This window comes from Curtobacterium guangdongense, assembly GCF_049341845.1.
GTDB lineage: Bacteria > Actinomycetota > Actinomycetes > Actinomycetales > Microbacteriaceae > Curtobacterium > Curtobacterium guangdongense.
In genome coordinates, this window is sequence record NZ_JBMPIT010000011.1 from 54,069 (window position 1) to 73,974 (window position 19,906).

The following is a 19,906-nucleotide window of genomic DNA, read 5'->3' on the forward strand; positions in this document are numbered from 1 at the left end:
AGCGCCGCCCTCGTGCCCGCCCCAATTCGGGTCAGTTCCGGTGGTCTCCCTCGTGCGAGCCGCCCTGCGCTCCGTCGCGGACCACGCTCGTCGGCTCCGTGACGAGGCCCGTCGGCGCCTTGTCCGCCTGCTTCCTGCCGTGCGTGAACCACGTCACGATCCACAGCAGGATCCCGAGCGCCAGCAGCGCACCGGCGATCTGGTACTGCTCGATGTCACGTCCGGACGAGAACGGCAGGACGAGCCACAGACACGTGACGACACCGATGACCGGGATCACGACACCGGCTCGGAAGTGCTTGTGCCCGACCTTGTCGCGGCGCAGCACCAGCACGGACAGGTTCACGACGGCGAACACCGAGAGCAGCAACAGGGACGTGGTGCCGCCGAGCACGACGACGATGGGGGAGTCCGGGCTGAGCGAGACCCAGCCGATCAGTGCCAGCGAGATGAGCGTCGTGAAGACGATCGCGGTGGACGGGGTGCGACGGGTCGGGGAGACCTTCGACAGGAAGCCGGGCAGGACGCCCTGCTTGCTCATGCCGTACAGCAACCGGGACGCCATCATCATGTTGATCAGGGCGGTGTTGGCGACGGCGAACATCGAGATGAAGGGCAGCAGGTCCGCGATCGGGAAGTCCGGCGCGGCGGTCTGGACGACGGTGACGAGGGGCGTCTCGTTGCCGGCGAGCTGCCCGATCGGCACGACCGCGACGGCGCAGATCGACACGAGCACGTAGATCACGGCGGTGATCCCGAGGCCGGTCAACATCACCTTCGGGAAGATCCGGGACGGGTCCTTCGTCTCCTCGGCCATGTTCACGGAGTCCTCGAACCCGACCATGGCGAAGAAGGCCAACGACGTCGCGGTCGACACCGACAGCAGCAGGCCCTTGTCCTCGGGGGTGTCGAACATGACCACGCGCGAGAAGTCCGCGTTGCCCCCGGCGATGGCCCAGAACCCGATCATGATCACCATGACGAGACCGCTGAGCTCGACGAGCGTCAGCACCACGTTGGTCTTCACGCTCTCGCTGACACCGCGGAAGTTGACCGCCATCACCAGCAGCATGAAGCCCATGCCGATGAGCATCACGACCACGTTCGGCAGTTCGAGCCCGAAGCCGGCACCGAGGTTCGCCGCGAACGCGCGGGATGCCGTCGACGCCGAGGTGATCCCCGAGCACATCACGATGAAGGTGACGATGAACGTGACGAAGTGGATGCCGAACGCCTTGTGCACGTACAGCGCGGCTCCCGCGGTCTGCGGGTACTTCGTCACGAGCTCCAGGTACGAGAACGCGGTGAGCAGGGCGACGGCGAACGCGATGAGGAAGGGGAGCCACGCTGCTCCGCCGACCTCGGCCGCGACCTGACCGGTGAGGGCGTAGACGCCCGTGCCGAGGATGTCCCCGACGATGAACAACAGCAGGAGTTTGGGGCCGATGACCCGACGGAGCTCAGGCTGCTCCTGCTTCGGGGTCTCGGTGTTCGTGGTGGTCATGCACCACCCTCTTCTGGAGGACAGCATCCTGTCCGGCTTCACAGGGTTCTCCCCGCCGATCGCAACACGAACGTGTCCTGCTCGAAACCGGGCAGCGAGTGGACCGCACGGATACGCTGCGCACCATGTACGAGGAGTCGAACACCACCGAGGAACCCGTCGAGTTCGCCGACTTCAACACGAAGCTGCTCGTGCTCGACGTGCTCTGCTACGACCTCGACGTCATCGAGTCGTACGACGGGGAGTCCGCTGACGAGACCGAGGAGGACCTCGACGTCGAGGGGCAGGACGACCGTGCCCGCGAGTACTACGACGACGTCGACCTGCTCCCGTCGCACCTGTCCCTCGTCACCGAGGTCACGTTCGACCCGGACCTCGAGATCCTCCAGGACGTGCACCCCGGGTGGGACGGCTCCGACGACCGGTACGACCCGCAGAACTGGGACGACCTGCTCGAGCTCCCTGCGCTCACGACCGTCTACGCGACGACGCGGCTCCCCGCCCACGTGGCGGACGCCCTCGCCGCGAAGGGCGTCGAGGTCCAGTCCGCCTGACGTCCCGCCGGCGCCGAGACACCCCGAAAACGCCGCGACGCCGTCGATTTCGGCGGCGTCTCGCGGGTTCGGCGGCGTCTCGCGGAGAAGGCGGGCGGGCCGGCCGTCAGCGGTTCAGCGCGGCGAGCTGCTCCGTGAACTGCGTCGCACCGCCCTGCGCCGGGTGCCGGACCGCGATCGCGTCGATGCCGGCGAGCGCGAGCGCCCCCTGGGCCTTCCGCCCGACGGCGATCACCCGAGACGCCCGGAGCGCCTCGATGAGCGCGAGCGCGACGGGCGCCCCGTCGCGGACCTCGGCCGGACGCGGCGTGCGGTTCGTCAGCCGGTCGGGTGCGACGAACGGGTGGTGCGGGAAGATCGCCCACGCGACGGGGAGCGGTCCGCTCCAGTCCTGGAGTGCTGCGTGCACGACCCGCGACGATGCCTCCCACGGCGCGGTCGGCTCGGGCGGCATCAGGTACGACGGACCGAGTTCGCGGACGCTCGTGAACGGCACCCCGGTGTTCGTCATGCCGCGCCATCCCGGGGCTTCGGCGACGAGCAACGTGTCCGCGCCCGTGCCGACGGCGGACAGGTACCGCGACAGGTTCGCCCGGCGCAGTCGCCCCTCCGTAGCGCGGACGTCGTAGAGCGCCTCGGCGTCGTCCGCCAGCGGCACCGCGTCGAGCGCAGCCCAGAAGCCGTCGAGGTCCGGTGCGGTCACGATCGACCGAGGACCCGCCGGTAGACCTGCTCGAGCCCGGCGGCCGAACGTTCCCAGCTCAGGTGCTCCGCGTGTTCGCGTCCCGCTGCCGACAGCTCGGCGGCGTACGACGGCTCGGTCAGGATGCGCTCGATCTCCGCGGCCCAGACCTCTGGCGCACGGGACTCCAGCACGACGCCGGTCTCCCCGTCGAGCACGGCCTCGCGGAGCCCACCCGCGGCGGCGGCCACGACGGGCACGCCGGACGCGGATCCCTCGAGCGCGACGAGGCCGTACGTCTCCGAGTGCGACGGGACCAGCACGGCTGCCGCGCCGCGGAACAGGAACGCCAGGTCGGCCCTGGACTGCGGTCCGATGAAGGTGACGCGGTCGGCGATGCCGTGCGCGGCCGCGAGCCGACGCAGTTCGGCGAGGTAGTCGCCCGCTTCGCTCGAGGAGTCCCCGGCGATGACGAGGGTGGGGCGGGCCTCCTGGCTGATGCCCGCGATCGCCTCGATCGCCAGGTCCAGTCCCTTGAGCGGCTGGACGCGTGCTGCGGCGACCACGTACGGGACGTCGGCGCGGCGGGCGCCGGCGGCAGCCGGTCGGAACACCGAGCCGTCGACGCCCGGCGGCACGATCCACAGGCGGTCGGGATCGCCGCCGAGTCGGGTGCGGACGGTCTCGGCCTCGGACTCGCTGACGACGACGACCGCGTCGGACTCACGTGCGAGCATCGCTTCGCCGGCCATGCGACCCGCGGACTCCGGACGTTCGCCCTCCGACAGCGGGGTCGCGGAGTCGGCAGCGATGGAGTGGAAGGACTGCACGTGCGGGATGTCGCGGTCGCGGGCGAGGGGCAGGGCGGCCGCGCCGGAGAACCAGTGGTGCGAGTGCAACACGTCGAACGGCCCGAGGGCCTCGAGTCCGTGCCGGAACGGCTCGATGAACGCGTCGTGCTCGCCCTTCGGCACGGGTTCGGCCGGCCCGGCGGACAGGAACCGCAGGCAGACACCGGGCACGAGCGAGACCGAGTCCGGCTGCGCGGGGGCCGAGCGGCGAGTGATGATGTCGACGTGGTGACCGCGGTCGGCCAGGGCCTCCGCCTGGTGCCGGACGACGACGTTCATGCCGCCGACCTCGCCGGAACCCGGTTCGTCGCCGGGGGAGGTGTGCAGCGAGACGAGCCCGATGCGCAGCGGTTCGGTCGTCGTGCTCACGACTGCAACCCTAGCCGCGGGCGCCGTTGCGACTCACGGGCGGGCGCCACGACCACCGGCTTCCGGCCCGCCTCGTCGACCGGGTCGGACGGGAGGCTCGGGTCACCTCCCAGCACCTGCACCCGTTGGTCGCCGTGCCGGTCCCAGAACGCGGCGGTCCAGGCGCACAGCACGCCGTCGAGCAGATCCTCCCGGTGCTTGTGCGTCGGGCCGTGCAGCACGGACGGGTCTGCGAGCGCGGCCGTCAGCGGGTGCGAGTCGAGGGCGAGTGGAGGGTCGAGCGGCGTCTCGCGGAGTCGTCGTACGAGGTCGTCGAACGCCTCGGCCCGCCGGGCCCTGGCCGTCGCGGGTGGGATCCTGGTGTCGAGGCGCTTGTACCGGGGGCGTTCGTCGTCGTAGCCGAGCTCCTCGACCCCGACGAGCGTCGTGTACGGGTAGCACTCGAACAGCACCGGCGTGGTCCGCGCGTGCATCCCGGCGGTGTCCGAGACGTACCCGACACCGAGCGCGGTGAGCCGGTCGAGCAGGCGGGCGCCGGCGCTCGCCGCTGATGCCAGGCTCGTCGGGTTCGCCGCGACCTTCCACCGGCCGTACCGCTGTCCGACCTGCCGCTCGGCCTCGCGGATGCCCGTCGGGTTCGTCACGACGAGCGATGCGTCCACGCCGATGAGGGTCCGTGGGCCGAGGTGTTCGACGACCCACTCGCTCACGGCGTCCACGCCACGGGCCCACCCGGCGTCGAGGACGTTCCCGTGCTCGTCGAGCGCCGCGAGCCCGGTCTCGTTCGCAGCTCGTCGTTCGGTCCCGAGTCCCCACGCCAGGTCCACTCCGAGGTATGCGCTCACGTCCCCATCCTCCCGCGTGCCCCTCCCGCATGCCCCCACCCCGCCCGTCGAGGGAACAGAAAACGTCGGGTCGGCGGGCGCGACCCGACGTTTTCTGTTCCCTCAAACGTGCGCGAGTGCGCGGGTGCGCGGGTGAGCGGGTGTGGGGGTGTGGGTGTGGGTGGGGCGCGGCGGTGTAGGTTCCGCTGCATGGCGAGCGAAGCGACGACGCTGACCGTTCCGGGGCCCGACGGCGACCGGGAGGTCCGACTGACGAGCCCGTCGCGCGTGCTCTGGCCGGACGCCGGCGTCACGAAGCTCGACCTCGCGAACTACCTCGTCACGGTCGGGGAAGCATTCGTCCGGGCGAACGGGGACCGCCCGGTGTCGCTGCAGCGGTTCCCCGGCGGTGTCGACGGCGAGCAGTTCTTCTCGAAGAACCCGCCGAAGGGCGCGCCCGACTACGTCCGCTCCGTGACGGTGACGTACCCGAGCGGTCGGCAGCACCCGCAGCTCGTGCTCGACGAACCGGCCGTGGCGGTGTGGGCAGCACAGATGAACACCGTCGTGTTCCACCCGTGGGCGTCGAAGGCCTCGGACAGCGACCACCCGGACCAGCTCCGCATCGACCTCGACCCGCAGCCCGGCACCGACTTCCACGACACCGTCCCCGTCGCCGAGGAACTGCGGAAGGTCCTCGACGAGGTCGGGCTCACCGCGTGGATCAAGACGAGCGGGAACCGCGGGTTGCACGTCTTCGCACCGATCGTCCCCGAGTACGAGTTCCTGGACGTCCGGCACGCCGTGATCGCCGCGGCACGCGAACTCGAACGGCGGATGCCCGACCGGGTGACGACAGCGTGGTGGAAGGAGGAACGGGGGAGCCGGGTGTTCGTCGACTTCAACCAGGCGAACCGGGACCGCACCATGGCCGGTGCCTACAGTCCTCGAGCACTGGCGCATGCCTCGGTCTCGGCACCGATCACGTGGGAGGAACTGTCGGATGCGGACCCGACCGCGTTCACGGTGCTGACGATGCCCGACCGGCTGCGGGGAACAGGGGACCCGTGGGAGACGATGGGCGCGGAGTCGGCGTCGATCGCGCCGCTCCTGGCGTGGTGGGAGCGTGACCTGGAGAACGGTCTCGGTGAGTTGCCCTTCCCACCCGACTTCCCGAAGATGCCCGGCGAGCCCCCGCGGGTGCAGCCGTCCCGAGCGAAGAAGCCCTAGATCGAGGAGTCGTCCGGGAGCACGTCCTCGACGCGCGTCGTGTGCATCGGCAGCACGATCGTGGCGGAGTGCAACCGCGCGAGCTTGGACCACGTGGGGCGGTGTGCCTCGCTGATGCCGTCGACGATCATGCGCCGAGCCCGATCGTGACGAGAGCGAGCGCGGTGGCGGTGACGCCGGCGATGCCGCTGATCACCGCGCTGAGCTGCAGCATGCGCTGGTGACGTGCTTCGCGGACCTCGCTCAGCGGGCTGCGCTGCGTGTGTCGGACGAGAGTTGCGTTGCTCATGTCGGTCCGCTCCGATCCGTGGTGGCACCCCTGGTCGGCTGCCGTGGTCCGATCATTCCACGAAGTTACTAGTTTGGCTAACTAGTTCGGGGATCGGACATCACGAAGCGGCAACACCCGTCAGGACAGCACGTCCCGCAGGTCGTAGGCCGCCGGGACCTCGAGCTGCTCGAAGCCGCACGACCGGGCATCGCGGTCCGGCCGCCAGCGCTCGAACTGCACCGTGTGCCGGAACCGCGCACCCTCCATCTGGTCGTACCGGACCTCCAGCACGCGCTCCGGCGACAGTCGGACGAAGGACGTGTCGCGACCCGACGAGAACCGCGACTTCTCCCCGTCACCGGTCACGGGCCTCCCGTCCGCGTCGCGGAGGACCACCGGGTCGAGCTCCTCGACCAACGCGAGTCGACGCTTGTCGGAGAAGGCGGACACGCCGCCGACCTGGCGGAGCTCACCGTCCTCCCCGTACAACCCGACCAGCAGGGAGCCGACCCCGCTGCCGCTCTTGTGCACGCGGTACCCGATCGCGACGACGTCCGCCGTCCGGTGGTGCTTGACCTTGAACATCGATCGTTTGCCGGGCTCGTAGGGTCGGGCCCGGGGCTTCGCGACGACCCCGTCGAGCCCGGCACCCTCGAACGTCGTCAGCCACTCGCGTGCCAGGTCCACGTCGAGGGTGGTCCGTGTCACGAACAGCGGGTCGGCGAGTTCGTCGGCCAGGGCCTCCAGCCGGGTACGCCGCTCGTCGAACGGCAGGTCCACGAGTTCCTCGCCGTCCGCCGCCAGCAGGTCGAAGGCCACGAACTGCGCGGGAGTCTCGGCGCTGAGCTTCCGGATCCGGGACTCGGCCGGGTGGATGCGTTGGGACAGTGCTTCCCAGTCGAGCCGCTCGTGTCCTGGCTCGCCGGCACGCAGCACGACCTCGCCGTCGAGGACCACCGGGCGGTCACGTCCGCCGAACTGGGTGCGGAACGCCTCGACCAGCTCGGGGAAGTACCGGGTGAGGGGCTTGGCACCACGGCTGCCGATCTCGACGTCGTCGCCGTCGATCGTCACGATGCCCCGGAACCCGTCCCACTTCGGTTCGTACCGGAGGCCGCCCGTCACGCGGTCGGGGTCCGGTACCTCGGGCACGGCCTTGGCGAGCATCGGTGCGATCTCCATGGGTCATGTGTACGCGCTGTCGCGCGCTCGGCCTGGAGGCTCGGATCACCCCCGGTGCGTTCGCTCGCCTCGCTAGGGTGGCCGGGTGACGACCGTTCCGCCCGCATCGCCGGCCCCGACGCCGATCAGCCCCGTGCAGGCCCGGGCGCTCGCCGAGGGGGTGCTGCCCCCGGTCGAGGAGGTCCGCCCCGGCGTGTGGACGCTCGCCGTCCCGTTCCGGTTCGGCGTGCCCGACGCCACGCTCGTCTACGTCGTCGAGGCCACGGACGGCTCCCTGGCGCTCATCGACCCCGGGTGGAGCGACGACGGCGCGCTCGACGTCCTGGACGCCGGACTCCGATCGATCGACCGGTCGGTGCAGGACGTGGGCCTGGTCGCCGTGACACACCTGCACGCGGACCACCTCGGCGCCGCGACCGCCGTCCGACGGATGTCAGGGGCACCCATCGCGATGCACGCGGCGGAGGTCAGGGCGCTCGAACACGAGCGCGACGACGCCGCAGCCCACGAGGCCGAGATCGCCACGTGGGGTGTGCCGCACGAGCTGCGCGACGGCCTCACCGCGGCGTGGGGAGTGGGCCGGCACATCGGGCTCGGCGCGATCGAGCCGTCGTACGCCGACGTCCTGCTCGACGACGGGGACCTGCTGCCGATCGCCGGTCGGACGATCCGGTCGCTCTGGACGCCGGGGCACACCGCCGGGCACCTCTGCTTCCTCGACGAGGCCGACGGATTGCTGTTCACGGGTGACCACGTGCTGCCGCGGATCAACTCCGGCATCGGGCTCGGCGGCCGCACCGACTCGAACCCGCTCGGGGACTACCTGGCGTCGTTGGCGCGGCTGGACCCGTACGCGGACCTCGAGGTGTGCCCGGGGCACGAGTACCGGTTCCGCGACGTGGTGTCCCGCGCGCAGACGCTCGTCCGGCACCGGGAGGAACGGAGCCGCCACGTCGCCGAGGCCCTCGACACGCTGGACGCCCCGACGCTGTTCGAGGTCGCGTCCCGCGTGCCGTTCAGCGGCGGCATCGAGTCGATGACGGGGTTCCTGCTCGCGAGCGCGCTGACGCAGACCGCGTTCCACGCCGACCTGCTCGGGCGGGGCGACGAGATCCGCCCCGCCTGACCCGTCAGACGACGGTGGTCGCGAGGCGCTCCAGTGTCGTCTTGGCGTCGTGGAACTCGGCAGCCGCGTGGTCGGCCAGCGGTGCGAGCGCCGGAAGCCGGTCCGCGAGCGTGGCGCTCACGGTGATCGGGTACTGGCGCATGCCCAGAGCGTTCCCGAGGATGAGTTCCAGCACGGGCGAGCCGTGGTCCCAGTGCTCGGTCGGGGTGCCGGCGTCGTAGGTCGCCCCGCGGCTGACGATCGTCACGACGGGCTTGCCGGCGAGGGGCTGTGCGTCCCCGTCGAACGCGGGGGCGAGGACCCCCGGCACGTGGATGCGGTCGATCCAGGCCTTGAGCGACGACGGCACCGTGTAGTTGTAGAGCGGCGATCCGACCACGACGGCGTCGGCGTCGAGCAGCTCGTCGATGATCTCCTGGCGGAGCGCTTCGGCCTCGGGTGCGACGGACTCCTCGGCGGTCCGGTCGGCCGCCGCCCAGTGCAGCGCCGAGCTCTCCAGGTGCGGGAGCGGTGCCGCGTGCAGGTCCCGGTGCACCACGGTGTACTCCGGACCCCGAGCGCGCCAGGCGTCGGCGAACGCAGCGGTCAGCGCACGGGAACGCGAGTGGGAGAGGTCGGCGGACGAATCGATCTGGAGCAGCGTGGGCATGCGCCAACGCTATCGACGTCCGCCGTCCTCCGGCGGGCCATCAGGCGGTCGGCGGAGCGTAGAACTGCAGGTCGTTGCCCTCCGAGTCCTTGAACGGCGCGATGCGACCCCATTCGTGGTCCGAGATGCCGCCCGTGAAGTCGACTCCTGCGTCGCTCAGACGCTCGACCTCGGCGTCGATGGTGCCGTCCGGCTGGAAGGTGATCACCGCGCCGCCGTCGACCGAGCCGGAGGCGTGTTCGCGGCCGTTCAGCCCGATCATCAGGCCGTTCGCGTCGATCTCCGACCAGTCGGCGTCCTGGCTCGTCACGGTGAGACCGAGCGCGTCCCGGTAGAAGGCCACCGCCCGGTCCATGTCGGTCACCGGTATCCACACTGCTGCGACTCCGCTTGCCATGTGCACTCCTCTGGTCCAGGACGGGCCGAGGGCCCGCCCGCTCCGGGCCTCCCGCATCCGCGGCGACCCGTTCCGAGTGTGCGCTGCCGCACCGGTGTGCCCTCACGGCTCCGGCGCCGGTCGCGTCCACAGGACGGACGGGAGGCTCCTGCCGGACTCCGGCAGGAGCCTCCCGACCGGACCGGGAACGCGACAGCGCCGGTCGACCTGGGCGGTCGACCGGCGCTGTGCCGATCCGTGCTGGGTGCGGATCAGTGCTGAGTGCGGATCAGTGCTGGGTGCGGATCAGCGCTGGGTGCGGCGACGCAGCGCGCGCAGGCCGACGAGGCCGGCACCGGCTGCGAGCATGGCGAGCGCCCACGGCATGGCGTCGGTGGCGTCCGAGCCGGTGTAGGCGAGCTGGCCCTTGGCCGTCGTCGGCGTGACCGCCGCGACCGGGGCCGTCACCACGGTCGGGTTCACCGTGACAGGGAAGGAGACGGAGAGCCCGTCCTCGGCGACCGTCAGCACGTGGGTGGACGCGTGCGGGAAGGTGACCTTGGTCGAGAACTCGTCTGCGTCGTACGCGATCTGGTCCGTCGCGTGGTCGCTCGTGATGGTCGGGACCGGGTACTCGTCCGCGTCGGGGTCGATGGTCGAGTTGCCGTACTCGTCGACGGGGGAGCCGTCCACCCAGAGTGACTTCCCCTGGTCGACCGTCACGGAGCCGACCGTGTCGGACGTCGGGTCCTGCTCGAAGTCGGCGGGCTGGTGGAACTGCGTGATCGTGCCGTCGTAGTCGATGATCCAGAAGTTCGACTCGACGCCGGGGCCGAAGAGGTCCTCGCTGCTCCGGTCGGCCGCGCTCGCCATCACGCCGACGGCCTTGCCGGCCTCGACGGTCACCTCGACGTACTCGGTCGCGGTGGACGAGCTGTTCGAGGCGACGACGGTGAAGTCGTAGACGCCGGCGAAGAACGGGGTGCCGTACAGCTCACCGGTCGCCTCGTTGAGCACGACGCCGTCGGGCAGGTACGTCTCCGGCGCGTCGTCCGGGTCGGTCGGGTCCGCGGACTCGGGGTTCGAGTAGCCGACGCTGTAGGTCACCGTGCCGCTGCCCGCGGTGACGGCGAAGACCTGCGAGAGCTTCTGGCCGGCGACCACGCTGAGCGCGAGGGGAGTGTCGGCGGTCGTCTCGTCGCCGAACGCCACGTCCTCGGTGACGGCCTTCGTGGTGCCGACCGCCTTGTTGCCGTCCTCGTCGGTGATCACGACGGTGATGGTCTTGCCGATGTCGTCCTTCGTGACCGGGTACGACGTCTGCGAGGAAACCGTCGGACCGTCGTCGAGAGACCACTCGGTCGTGAGCTTCCCGGTCAGCGGGGAGTCGGCACGGAGGGTGACGCCGACCTTCGCGTCGCCGACGATCGTCGCGGCCACGGGGTCGGCGGCGAGGGCGGACACGCCGGAGCGCTTCGTCGGGGCCTTCGTCGGTGCCGGAGCGGTCGGCTCGCCCGTCGGGGTCGAGTCGCCCGTCGGCTCGTCGGTCGCCGGAGCGGTCGGCGTCGACTCGGTCGGCGTCGCGCTCGGGGTCTCGGTCGGCGTCGGGGTCGACCCGTCGGTGGGGGTCGCGGTCGACGACGGGTCGACCTGCGCGGAGACGGCGGGTGTCGAGTCGTCCGCGTACGCGGCGGTCGCGGTGACCATGCCGAGGCCGGTGGTCAGGCCGATGAGTGCGATCGTGGTGCCGACGGCGCAGGCGCGTCGGGCACCGGAGGTGCTGCGGTGCACGGGTTCCCCCAGTGTTCGGGTCCGGACGGGTGCCGGATCGTAAGAATCCGCCGAGAATCTCAGGCGTGGTCGGATCGTACTGATATTCGCGCGCTCACAGGAACACGCCTGTCCGGAATGTGACCCGGGTTGGGGGTGCTTGCGGGGTTCCGCATCCGCATCCATCTCAGGAACGCGGTGCTGCGGCTGCCCGTTCGAGGGCGTCGCGGAACGCCGAGACCGCCGGTGACTCGGCACTCGCGATGCGCTGGGCGGTGAAGAGCGTGCGGCGTGCCGGATCGGGGAGCTCGAGCAAGCGGCAGCTCGTCGATCGACCGGCCCAGACCAGGTCGGGCATGAGTGCGACGGCGTTCCCGGACTCGATGAGCCGGATCTGGGCCTGCAGGTCGGCGGTCTCGTAGCGGACGTCGGGTTCGAAGCCCGCGCGGCGGCAGGTCTGCTCGGCGAAGTGTCGTGATGCGGCCCCTCGTGGCTCCATCACCCACGGCAGTTCGGCGGCCTCGGCGAGGGACGACACCGGCCAGAGCGCCGTGTCCTCCGGCGGGAGTGCGAGCCGCACGGGGTCGGTCGTCAGGTCGCGGCTGTCGAGCCCGGGGAAGCGCGGGGCCGCGTGCGCGGGGTACTGCTCGGCGACGACCATGTCGAAGTCCCGCGCCCAGGTCTCCCCGAGCGCTGTCTCCGGCTCGCGCTGCACCATCTCGACGCGGACGTCGGGATGCTCGATCGCCATGGTCCGCAGGGCGTTCGGCATCAGGGCCAGCGCCGCGGACTGGAACACCGCGACCCGGATGCGTCCCTGCACGGTGGTCAGCGTCGACTCGACCGACGCCTGCGCACGCTCCAGGGTGTCGAGGACGTCACTCGCCGCGGCCACGAGGACCTCTGCCTGCGGGGTGAGCTGCAGCCGCCGTCCCGCCTTGCGGAGGAGCTGGACGCCGGCTTCCCGTTCGAGGACCGCGAGCTGCTGCGACACCGCCGACGGGGTGAAGTTCAGCGCCTCGGCGACGGCCGCGACGGTGCCGCGGATCGAGAGCTCTCGGAGGAGGACGAGGCGGCGGACGTCGAGCATGCAGAAAGGATAGGTGAACTGAACGGATCCGATCAGAAAGAGTTGCTTCCGCTACCGAAACGCGGAGCAGCACACTGATGCCATGACCGACGTCCAGCCGCACGCCGACGCTGCGCCCACGACCGACCACGACCGCCTCGCCGACGAGTCCGTTGCGCTCGTCAGACAGTGGCTCGCCGAGGCGGAGACGTACCCGGTCGACGGGTCCGCCAAGCAGCTGGCCGGGGTCCTCGCCGACCCGAAGGGCCTGGCGTTCGCCGTCGGCTTCGTCGACGGCGTCGTCCGTCCGGAGGACCTCGGCGTCGCCGCACGCCGTCTCCAGCAGATCGCGCCGGACGCACCCGGGTTCCTGCCCGGCGCGCTCCGCGGACTGGTGCGCATCGGTGGCGGACTGGCACCGAGCCTCCCGGGTGTCGTCGTCCCCATCGCCCGACGCGTGCTGCGGAACATGGTCGGCCACCTCATCGTCGACGCGACCGATGCGAAGCTCGGTCCGGCCATCGCGAAGATCAAGCAGGACGGCGTCCGGCTCAACGTGAACCTGCTCGGCGAGGCCGTGCTCGGCGAACGCGAGGCGTCCCGGCGCCTCGACGGCACGCACGAGCTGCTCGCGCGGGACGACGTCGACTACGTGTCTATCAAGGTCTCCTCGACGGTGCACCCGCACTCGCCGTGGGCGTTCGACCACGCGGTGGACGACATCGTCGACAAGCTCCGCCCGCTGTTCTCTCGGGCCGCGGCCTCGTCGCCCGCCAAGTTCATCAACCTCGACATGGAGGAGTTCAAGGACCTCGACCTGACGATCGCGGTCTTCACGAAGCTCCTCGACGAGCCCGCGTTCCTCGGGCTCGAGGCGGGCATCGTGCTGCAGGCGTACCTCCCCGACGCGCTCTCCGCGATGCAGCAGCTGCAGGAGTGGTCCGCCGCTCGGCGCGCCCGTGGCGGTGCCGCGATCAAGGTGCGTCTGGTGAAGGGCGCGAACCTGCCGATGGAGCAGGTCGAGGCATCCGTGCACGGCTGGCCGCTCGCCACCTGGCACACCAAGCAGGACTCCGACACGAACTACAAGCGGGTGCTCGACTGGGCGCTCACCCCGGACCGGATCGCGAACGTGCGGGTCGGCGTCGCCGGGCACAACCTGTTCGACGTCGCGCACGCCTGGCTGCTCGCCGGGCAGCGCGGGGTCCGCGACGGCATCGAGTTCGAGATGCTGCTCGGGATGGCGCAGGGTCAGGCCGCCGCCGTCCGTCGCACGGTGGGATCCCTGCTGCTGTACACGCCGGTCGTGCACCCCGGTGAGTTCGACGTCGCGATCGCGTATCTGATCCGCCGACTCGAAGAAGGCGCCTCGCAGGACAACTTCATGTCAGCGGTGTTCTCGCTGCAGTCCTCGCCGACGCTGTTCGAGCGCGAGGAGTCGCGGTTCCGCGCGTCCCTGGCGCCGCTGTCGCTCCCCGGCGGGCTCGCCGCGCCCTCGTCGCACCGGGTCGCGGACCGGTACGCCGCTGTGGGCCGTCCGACGCCCGGCCACTTCGAGAACACGCCGGACAGCGACCCGTCGGTCGCCGCGGTGCGCGAATGGGGTGCGGCGATCACCGGTCGGGTCGCGTCGTCGACACTGGGCGAGTCGGCCGTCCGGGAGGCTCGGGTCGGGTCGGAGTCGCAACTCACGTCCGCCCTGGAGCGCGTCCGCGCCGCCGGTTCCGTCTGGGGGACTTGGTCCGGTCCGGCGCGTGGCGCGGTGCTCCACGCCGTCGGCGACGCCCTCGAGGCGAACCGCGCTGCCCTCGTCGAGGTGATGGCGTCCGAGACCGGGAAGACCATCGACCAGGCCGATCCCGAGGTCTCCGAGGCGATCGACTTCGCCCACTTCTACGGAGAGCTCGCGGCATCGCTCGACGAGGTCGACGGTGCAACGTTCTCGCCGGCCGCGCTGACGCTCGTCGCGCCGCCGTGGAACTTCCCCGTGGCGATCCCCGCCGGGTCCACGCTCGCTGCGCTGGCCGCCGGGTCCGCCGTCGTGCTGAAGCCCGCGCCGCCGGCCGCCCGGTGCGCCGCCGTGCTGGCGTCGGTGATGTCCACCGCGTTCGACGCGATGGGCGCGCCGGCCGACGTCCTGGCGTTCATGGACGTCCCCGAGGACTCGCTCGGGTCGACGCTCGTCGCATCGCCGCTCGTCGACCGGGTGATCCTGACCGGTGCGTACGAGACCGCGTCGCTCTTCCGCTCGTTCCGCAAGGACCTGCCGCTCCTCGCCGAGACCTCGGGCAAGAACGCGATTATCGTCACGCCGTCGGCGGACCTCGACCTCGCGGTGAAGGACGTCGTCGCGTCGGCGTTCGGGCACGCGGGGCAGAAGTGCTCGGCGGCGTCCCTCGTGGTGCTCGTCGGCTCGGTCGCGAAGTCGCGGCGGTTCCGGTCGCAGCTCCTCGACGCGGTGTCGTCGCTGACCGTCGGGTACCCGACCGACCCAGCCTCGCAGATGGGTCCGGTCGTCACGCCGGCCGAGGGCAAGTTGCTCGAGGGACTGACCACGCTCGAGCCCGGGCAGAACTGGGCCGTGCAGCCCCGGCAGCTCGACGAGTCCGGTCGTCTGTGGAGCCCGGGCGTGCGCGCCGGCGTCAAGCGTGGGTCGGCGTTCCACCGCACCGAGTACTTCGGCCCGATCCTCGGCATCATGACCGCGTCGACCCTCGACGAGGCGATCGACATCGTCAACGAGGTCGACTACGGGCTCACCTCGGGGCTGCACTCGCTCGACCCGTCGGAGATCGGCACGTGGCTGTCGCGCATCGACGCGGGCAACCTCTACGTCAACCGCGGCATCACCGGGGCGATCGTGCGTCGGCAGCCGTTCGGCGGGTGGAAGAAATCGGCCGTCGGCGCCGGGACGAAGGCCGGCGGTGTGAACTACCTGTTCGGGCTGGGCTCCTGGGCGCCGGCTCCGGCCACCGCGGGTGCGCCGGTGTCGGCAGCGGTCGCGGCGTTCGTCCGCGCCGCCGGAGTCTCGTCGTCCTCGGTGTCTCGGGCCGTGGCGTCCGACGAGCTCGCGTGGACGTCGTTGTTCGGGACTGCGGTGGACGTGTCCGCGCTGTCGGCGGAGCGGAACGTCGCGCGGTACCTGCCGTACCCGGGTGTGCACGTGCGGTTGGCGTCTGGGAGTCCGTCTTCGTCGGACGATCTGGTCCGTGTCGTCGCTGCTGCGCTCCGAGCGGGGACGACGATCGACGTCTCCTCGGCGGGCGACGTGCCGTCCGCGATCGCCGCGCTGGACTGCGTCCGGTCGGTCACGTCGTCGGAGTCCGACGCGGCGTTCGGGGCGCGCGTGGCAGCTGGCCCTTCGACCCGGGTGCGGCTCATCGGCGGCTCTGCTGCTGCGCTGTACGAGGCCGTTGACGGTCGCCCCGACGTCGCGGTGTACGCCGAGCCGGTCACCGAGGCCGGGCGCATCGAGCTGCTGCCGTTCCTCCGCGAGCAGGCCGTGTCGATCACCGCGCACCGGTTCGGCACGCCGAACCACCTGACGGACGCGTTGATCTAGTCGGGCAACGACACCGAACCGCGAAACGGACACCCCATCGGGCAATTGCCTGGTGCGGTGTCCGTTTCGCGGTGCGGTGCGCCCGCGATGTCCGGTGCGCGCGCGGGCACGGGTCGCTCGGAGGCATCGGGCGTTGGGTCGGGGGCATGACAGAACCGTTCGCACGACCGTCCGCACTGGCCCACGTCCGCGTGACCGTGACGGACATCCACCGCAGCAAGGCGTTCTACCAGCAGCTGCTCGGCACCGATCCGGCGATCGACTTCAGCGACCAGGTCGACGAGCCGGGCATCCTGCAGGACCGCGAGCGCTTCTACGGCGGCAGCGTGTTCCAACTCGGTGATCAGGTGTTCGGCCTGCGTCCGGTGGCACCGGCAGGGCAGCGCTTCGACCCGGACACGGTCGGTCTCGACCACGTGAGCTTCGTCGTCGGCTCGGTCGATGAACTGCACCAGGCGGCCGCGCGACTCGACGCCGCGGGGGTCGAGCACGGCGAGGTGACGGACCTCGGGGACGCCGGCATGGTGATCCTGTCCGTGCAGGACCCCGACGACATCAACCTCGAGCTGGCGGCGCTGAAGGCCTGACGGACGGCCCGGCGCCGCCGCTCCGCGTCGGTCGCTTCGCACAACCGAAAGCAGTCCGTGCCGCGGAACCCCGCGGCGCGGACTGCTTTCGGTTGTGCGGCGGCAAAACGCGCCGCGCGGCTGCGGACGCAGGGTCAGGCGGCGACGGACAGCATCGTGGACGTGACCAGGGCGCGGAGCTGCTCCGGCAGGGGGATCGGGCGGCGGGCGCCCTCGCGGTCGATGATGACGTGCGCGAACTCACCCGTCGCGAGCAGCGCGCCGTCGGACTGCCGGAACAGGCCGAACTCCCACGACAGGCTCGTGTTCCCGAGGTGCTTCGAGCGCATGCCCACCTCGATGACGTCCGGCCACACGGCGGACTCGACGAACCGGCAGCTCGACGACACGAGCACGGCGATCCACTCCGACGTGAACGGGTCGAGCCCGGCTTCCGAGCGGAACCAGTACGTCGCGGCGTTGTCCATCGCGCTGTAGTAGATCGTGTTGTTCACGTGCCCGAACATGTCGTTGTCGTTCCAGCGCGTGGGGTAGGTGCGGCGGAACGGGTACTCGTCGATGGTCATCGGACTCCGATCAGTTCACCGACATCCTCTCCCATCGTCGTCGCCGCGAAGTGCGAACGGTCTCGGATCCCTGTTCACCCGACAGCACGAGCACGTCGTCAGCCCAGACGACGACGGCGGGGTCGTGCGTCGCGATGACGATCGCGGAACCCTGCGCACGGAGTCCGGCCAGACACTCCAGGACCTCGGCTCCCGTCGCGACGTCGAGGGCAGCGGTGGGCTCGTCTGCCAAGACCACCGCAGGGCGGCGGATCACGAGCCGCGCCAACGCCAGGCGATGCCGTTCGCCTCCGCTCAACCGGTGTGCCTTCGTCCGCTCGTCTATGTGCAGCCCGACCGAGGTCAACGCCGCCTGCCGGATCGGCGCTCGCATCGACCGTTTGGTCGTCGCTCCGATGAAGGCGACGTCGAGGTTCCGCCGCACGGTCCAGTCGTCCTCGAGCGCGCCGTTCTGGAACAGGTGCCCGATGGTGTGCCGGTACAGCGCGCTGCGTCGACCGGCACGGACACGCGTCACGTCCTCGTCCGCGATCACGACCCTCCCGCTGTCCACGCGTTCGACCAGGCCGAGGCAGCGCAGCAGTGTCGACTTGCCGCTCCCACTGGGTCCGGTGACCACGAGTGCAGCTCCGGGTGACACCGCGAGGTCGACGTCACGCCAGAGCGTTCGATGACCGTGGCCCTTCGTGATCGACTCCGCCTGCAGGATCGGTCCGGTCATGTCAATTCCTTCATCCGGAGGTGGAACGCGGTGAGGGTGACCACCGCGAGGACGTCGAGCGCGGCACACGCGATGGACGTCGTGTCGGCGGGGACGATGCCGGTGCTCGCGAGCACGGTGGCGGCACCGACGACCACGGCGGTCGGGCCCGCGACGACAGGGCCCAGTGTCACGAGCCACCGACGACCGTGCAGCAGCGCGATGGTGGTTCGCCGACGTGTGATCGCGGCGATGGCCTGGCTCGCGAGTGACGCCGACAGGACGAGCACCAGGACCACGACGCCGAGCGCCAGCAGCGCGTGCCGGAGGCCGCGTTCGATGACGACCGACCGGTACGAGACGAAGTCGCCGAGCGGTGTGATCGTCGCGACCGCGTTCGACAGCCTGTGCGCTGCGAGGTCTGCTCGGAGCGCCTTCGGGTCGGTGAACACGACTTCGCCGGTCGTCATCGCCGCCGTCAACAGGTTCTCCGAGACAGCGGGGAACGCCGTGGGCAGGACAGCGATCACGCCGTCGGCCATGGTGCTGGTGGAGCCCAGATCATCGGTCGCGTAGGTGAACACACGGTCGTCCCGGATGGGCGACACCTTCACAGGGACGTGCCGAGGAGTGCGGCTCGGATCCGTGGAGTTCTCCCGTTGGAACTCCATGAACACCCGCCAGGCCTGCATCTCCGACGCCGAAAGCTCGACGCCTTCGGGCACCAGGAGCGTGAGCGCCGTGTCCGTCAGGTCTTCGGGGTGGACACGCGAGCCGGTCGTGGACGAGATCCGTTGTGCCCGGAGGTACTGCGCGTTCACGATGAGCACGTTTCCGCCGCCCGGGGTGTGCCGGGCGAGGTCCGGTTGCACCGTGTGGTCGACGAGGATCGCGGTGCCTGCAGCGTCCATGCGTTCGAACACGCCCCCGAGACCATGCTCCGCTGCGTCGAGTTCAGCGATCGACGACTCGAACCCCATCCGCACGTCACCGAGCGACCCACGCCACAGGTCGCGTTCCGCTGCGTCTGCCTGAGCGAGTGCCACGTCGGTCCACGCCGTCGCGGCGGCACCCGCACCGAGCGTGAGCGCTCCGAGGTTGCCGACGAGCGCGATCGTCAGGATGGTCCGCCATGGCCGGGCACCGTTGATGCTGGCGAGCACAGAGCTCCGAGGCAGGCCGGCGGCGACGAGCGTCGTTGCCGTCATGGTCGAGACCGCCACGGTGAGGGACCCGACGGCGAGGAAGACGAAGGTGGTGAGCCTGGTCCCGCCGTTGACCAGCACGAGGGTCGTTGCAACGGCGGCGATCCCGACCAACCCCCACGCGGTCGTCCGCGCTGCGAGACCCGCCGCGTCCAACCAGGCTGACCGCGCAGCGGACCGCCCGTGACTCGCGGCGACAGCGACGCGCCGCCTGCGGCCGGTCTGCCACGCGACCGTCCCGAGGACGACGGCGATCACCAGGCATCCGGAGAGTGGGATCGCCGGGATCTCGGACACGACCCAGAGCGAGATGAAGAATGGGGAGAGCGTGTTGACCGTCAGCGCGATGCCGTGCTCGGCGAGCGACGCGGCGAACGCCCGAGCACAGGCGTCACCCGCGTCGGTGAAGTACATGCCGTTGATCCGGTTGTCGGGCAGGTCGCTGAACAGGTGGAAGCTGGTCGAGAGACTGGGATCGAATCCGGTCAGTTCCCCGTGGATCGACGTGAACGACCGTGCGGCACCTGCGTTGGCGACGTACTCGCGTCGGACCACTCCCGACCCGGACTCGTGACGGAGTTCCTTCATCACGGTCATGTCGTGGGAGCGGGCGGTGCGCTCGACCAGGTCCTGGAAGAAGCCGGACGACGATGCGTCCGAGTCCCAGACGGTGATGATGTCGGTCGCGCCGCGGGGAGCGACGTCGTCGATGACGGTGGTGACGAGGACGGCGAGACCGATGGCCAGGGCGACGGTTCCGGCGATGAGCGTGCGCAGCATGAGGACGGAGTGACCCTCCGGACCGGAACGGTCCGGAGGGTCGTTTCCT

General features: G+C 70.7%; 19 protein-coding genes. 5 read left to right on the forward strand and 14 right to left on the reverse strand.

The genetic code is table 11. The annotated features are described in order from the left end of the window. Positions 1-31: 31 nt before the first annotated feature. On the reverse strand, positions 32-1,504 hold the full coding sequence (locus ACO0E1_RS16550; protein WP_422875173.1) for an APC family permease: 1,473 nt from the start codon (positions 1,502-1,504) through the stop codon (positions 32-34). A gap of 125 nt (positions 1,505-1,629) precedes the next feature. Between ACO0E1_RS16550 and ACO0E1_RS16555 the strand changes: the two genes are divergently transcribed. Next, entirely contained in the window at positions 1,630-2,058 is a 429-nt protein-coding gene (locus ACO0E1_RS16555) for a DUF6892 domain-containing protein (protein WP_422875174.1), read from the forward strand. 106 nt (positions 2,059-2,164) lie between these two features. On the opposite strand, the gene ACO0E1_RS16560 is transcribed toward ACO0E1_RS16555, so the two are convergent. The 3 genes from ACO0E1_RS16560 to ACO0E1_RS16570 are packed head-to-tail and all read right to left on the reverse strand — an operon-like array spanning position 2,165 to position 4,805. After that, positions 2,165-2,761 (reverse strand): uracil-DNA glycosylase, encoded by a 597-nt coding sequence (locus ACO0E1_RS16560; RefSeq protein ID WP_422875175.1) that lies wholly within the window; start codon positions 2,759-2,761, stop codon positions 2,165-2,167. Beyond that, complete coding sequence (locus tag ACO0E1_RS16565; protein WP_422875176.1) at positions 2,758-3,960, reverse strand: glycosyltransferase; 1,203 nt, start codon at positions 3,958-3,960, stop codon at positions 2,758-2,760. Before ACO0E1_RS16565 ends, ACO0E1_RS16560 begins: the two co-directional genes overlap by 4 nt. Next, positions 3,957-4,805 carry a DUF429 domain-containing protein gene (locus ACO0E1_RS16570; protein ID WP_422875177.1) on the reverse strand — a complete coding sequence of 283 codons (849 nt, stop codon included), beginning with the start codon at positions 4,803-4,805 and terminating at the stop codon, positions 3,957-3,959. Before ACO0E1_RS16570 ends, ACO0E1_RS16565 begins: the two co-directional genes overlap by 4 nt. Positions 4,806-4,994: 189 nt before the next feature. On the opposite strand from ACO0E1_RS16570, the gene ligD reads away from it, so the two are divergent. After that, positions 4,995-6,014: a non-homologous end-joining DNA ligase gene (ligD, locus tag ACO0E1_RS16575; RefSeq protein ID WP_422875178.1), complete on the forward strand. Its 1,020-nt coding sequence runs from the start codon at positions 4,995-4,997 to the stop codon at positions 6,012-6,014. Here the strand turns inward: ligD and ACO0E1_RS16580 are convergent. From ACO0E1_RS16580 to ACO0E1_RS16590, 3 genes are all read right to left on the reverse strand, one after another. Next, a complete protein-coding gene (locus ACO0E1_RS16580; protein ID WP_422875179.1) occupies positions 6,011-6,145 on the reverse strand; it encodes a hypothetical protein in 135 nt (44 codons plus the stop codon). The two genes, ligD and ACO0E1_RS16580, sit on opposite strands and share 4 nt — an antisense overlap. Beyond that, positions 6,142-6,303: a hypothetical protein gene (locus ACO0E1_RS16585; RefSeq protein ID WP_413602251.1), complete on the reverse strand. Its 162-nt coding sequence runs from the start codon at positions 6,301-6,303 to the stop codon at positions 6,142-6,144. Before ACO0E1_RS16585 ends, ACO0E1_RS16580 begins: the two co-directional genes overlap by 4 nt. 120 nt (positions 6,304-6,423) lie before the next feature. Then, positions 6,424-7,467, reverse strand: a complete 1,044-nt coding sequence (locus ACO0E1_RS16590; protein WP_422875180.1) for an ATP-dependent DNA ligase — start codon at positions 7,465-7,467, stop codon at positions 6,424-6,426. 85 nt (positions 7,468-7,552) lie between these two features. On the opposite strand from ACO0E1_RS16590, the gene ACO0E1_RS16595 reads away from it, so the two are divergent. Further along, positions 7,553-8,593 carry an MBL fold metallo-hydrolase gene (locus tag ACO0E1_RS16595; RefSeq protein ID WP_422875181.1) on the forward strand — a complete coding sequence of 347 codons (1,041 nt, stop codon included), beginning with the start codon at positions 7,553-7,555 and terminating at the stop codon, positions 8,591-8,593. 4 nt (positions 8,594-8,597) lie between these two features. Here ACO0E1_RS16595 and ACO0E1_RS16600 read toward each other — a convergent pair whose 3' ends face one another. From ACO0E1_RS16600 to ACO0E1_RS16615, 4 genes are all read right to left on the reverse strand, one after another. Beyond that, on the reverse strand, positions 8,598-9,242 hold the full coding sequence (locus ACO0E1_RS16600) for an FMN-dependent NADH-azoreductase (protein ID WP_422875182.1): 645 nt from the start codon (positions 9,240-9,242) through the stop codon (positions 8,598-8,600). 40 nt (positions 9,243-9,282) lie between these two features. Beyond that, complete coding sequence (locus ACO0E1_RS16605; protein ID WP_422875183.1) at positions 9,283-9,639, reverse strand: VOC family protein; 357 nt, start codon at positions 9,637-9,639, stop codon at positions 9,283-9,285. Positions 9,640-9,924: 285 nt separating this feature from the next. After that, positions 9,925-11,409, reverse strand: a complete 1,485-nt coding sequence (locus ACO0E1_RS16610) for a hypothetical protein (RefSeq protein ID WP_422875184.1) — start codon at positions 11,407-11,409, stop codon at positions 9,925-9,927. 166 nt (positions 11,410-11,575) lie between these two features. Then, the gene (locus ACO0E1_RS16615; RefSeq protein WP_422875185.1) at positions 11,576-12,478 is read right to left on the reverse strand and encodes a LysR substrate-binding domain-containing protein; all 903 of its coding nucleotides are present in this window, start codon (positions 12,476-12,478) and stop codon (positions 11,576-11,578) included. A gap of 82 nt (positions 12,479-12,560) precedes the next feature. On the opposite strand from ACO0E1_RS16615, the gene ACO0E1_RS16620 reads away from it, so the two are divergent. Both ACO0E1_RS16620 and ACO0E1_RS16625 read left to right on the forward strand, forming a co-directional pair. After that, positions 12,561-16,019, forward strand: coding sequence for a bifunctional proline dehydrogenase/L-glutamate gamma-semialdehyde dehydrogenase (locus ACO0E1_RS16620; protein ID WP_422875186.1), 3,459 nt, complete (start codon positions 12,561-12,563; stop codon positions 16,017-16,019). Positions 16,020-16,165: 146 nt separating this feature from the next. Further along, positions 16,166-16,606: a VOC family protein gene (locus tag ACO0E1_RS16625; protein ID WP_422875187.1), complete on the forward strand. Its 441-nt coding sequence runs from the start codon at positions 16,166-16,168 to the stop codon at positions 16,604-16,606. A 134-nt stretch (positions 16,607-16,740) separates the two neighbouring features. Here ACO0E1_RS16625 and ACO0E1_RS16630 read toward each other — a convergent pair whose 3' ends face one another. The 3 genes from ACO0E1_RS16630 to ACO0E1_RS16640 are packed head-to-tail and all read right to left on the reverse strand — an operon-like array spanning position 16,741 to position 19,857. After that, a complete protein-coding gene (locus ACO0E1_RS16630; RefSeq protein WP_422875188.1) occupies positions 16,741-17,172 on the reverse strand; it encodes an acyl-CoA thioesterase in 432 nt (143 codons plus the stop codon). Between the two features lie 10 nt (positions 17,173-17,182). Then, a complete protein-coding gene (locus ACO0E1_RS16635; protein WP_422875189.1) occupies positions 17,183-17,893 on the reverse strand; it encodes an ABC transporter ATP-binding protein in 711 nt (236 codons plus the stop codon). Then, positions 17,890-19,857 carry a hypothetical protein gene (locus ACO0E1_RS16640; RefSeq protein WP_422875190.1) on the reverse strand — a complete coding sequence of 656 codons (1,968 nt, stop codon included), beginning with the start codon at positions 19,855-19,857 and terminating at the stop codon, positions 17,890-17,892. Before ACO0E1_RS16640 ends, ACO0E1_RS16635 begins: the two co-directional genes overlap by 4 nt. Positions 19,858-19,906: the final 49 nt, after the last annotated feature.

Excerpts from the sequence above, each read along its gene's own strand:
- ACO0E1_RS16550 (WP_422875173.1), bottom strand. The coding sequence starts at position 1,504 with ATGACCACCACGAACACCGAGACCCCGAAGCAGGAGCAGCCTGAGCTC.
- ACO0E1_RS16555 (WP_422875174.1), top strand. The coding sequence starts at position 1,630 with ATGTACGAGGAGTCGAACACCACCGAGGAACCCGTCGAGTTCGCCGAC.
- ligD (WP_422875178.1), top strand. The coding sequence starts at position 4,995 with ATGGCGAGCGAAGCGACGACGCTGACCGTTCCGGGGCCCGACGGCGAC.
- ACO0E1_RS16580 (WP_422875179.1), bottom strand. The coding sequence starts at position 6,145 with ATGATCGTCGACGGCATCAGCGAGGCACACCGCCCCACGTGGTCCAAG.
- ACO0E1_RS16585 (WP_413602251.1), bottom strand. The coding sequence starts at position 6,303 with ATGAGCAACGCAACTCTCGTCCGACACACGCAGCGCAGCCCGCTGAGC.
- ACO0E1_RS16590 (WP_422875180.1), bottom strand. The coding sequence starts at position 7,467 with ATGGAGATCGCACCGATGCTCGCCAAGGCCGTGCCCGAGGTACCGGAC.
- ACO0E1_RS16600 (WP_422875182.1), bottom strand. The coding sequence starts at position 9,242 with ATGCCCACGCTGCTCCAGATCGATTCGTCCGCCGACCTCTCCCACTCG.
- ACO0E1_RS16605 (WP_422875183.1), bottom strand. The coding sequence starts at position 9,639 with ATGGCAAGCGGAGTCGCAGCAGTGTGGATACCGGTGACCGACATGGAC.
- ACO0E1_RS16615 (WP_422875185.1), bottom strand. The coding sequence starts at position 12,478 with ATGCTCGACGTCCGCCGCCTCGTCCTCCTCCGAGAGCTCTCGATCCGC.
- ACO0E1_RS16620 (WP_422875186.1), top strand. The coding sequence starts at position 12,561 with ATGACCGACGTCCAGCCGCACGCCGACGCTGCGCCCACGACCGACCAC.
- ACO0E1_RS16625 (WP_422875187.1), top strand. The coding sequence starts at position 16,166 with ATGACAGAACCGTTCGCACGACCGTCCGCACTGGCCCACGTCCGCGTG.
- ACO0E1_RS16630 (WP_422875188.1), bottom strand. The coding sequence starts at position 17,172 with ATGACCATCGACGAGTACCCGTTCCGCCGCACCTACCCCACGCGCTGG.
- ACO0E1_RS16635 (WP_422875189.1), bottom strand. The coding sequence starts at position 17,893 with ATGACCGGACCGATCCTGCAGGCGGAGTCGATCACGAAGGGCCACGGT.
- ACO0E1_RS16640 (WP_422875190.1), bottom strand. The coding sequence starts at position 19,857 with ATGCTGCGCACGCTCATCGCCGGAACCGTCGCCCTGGCCATCGGTCTC.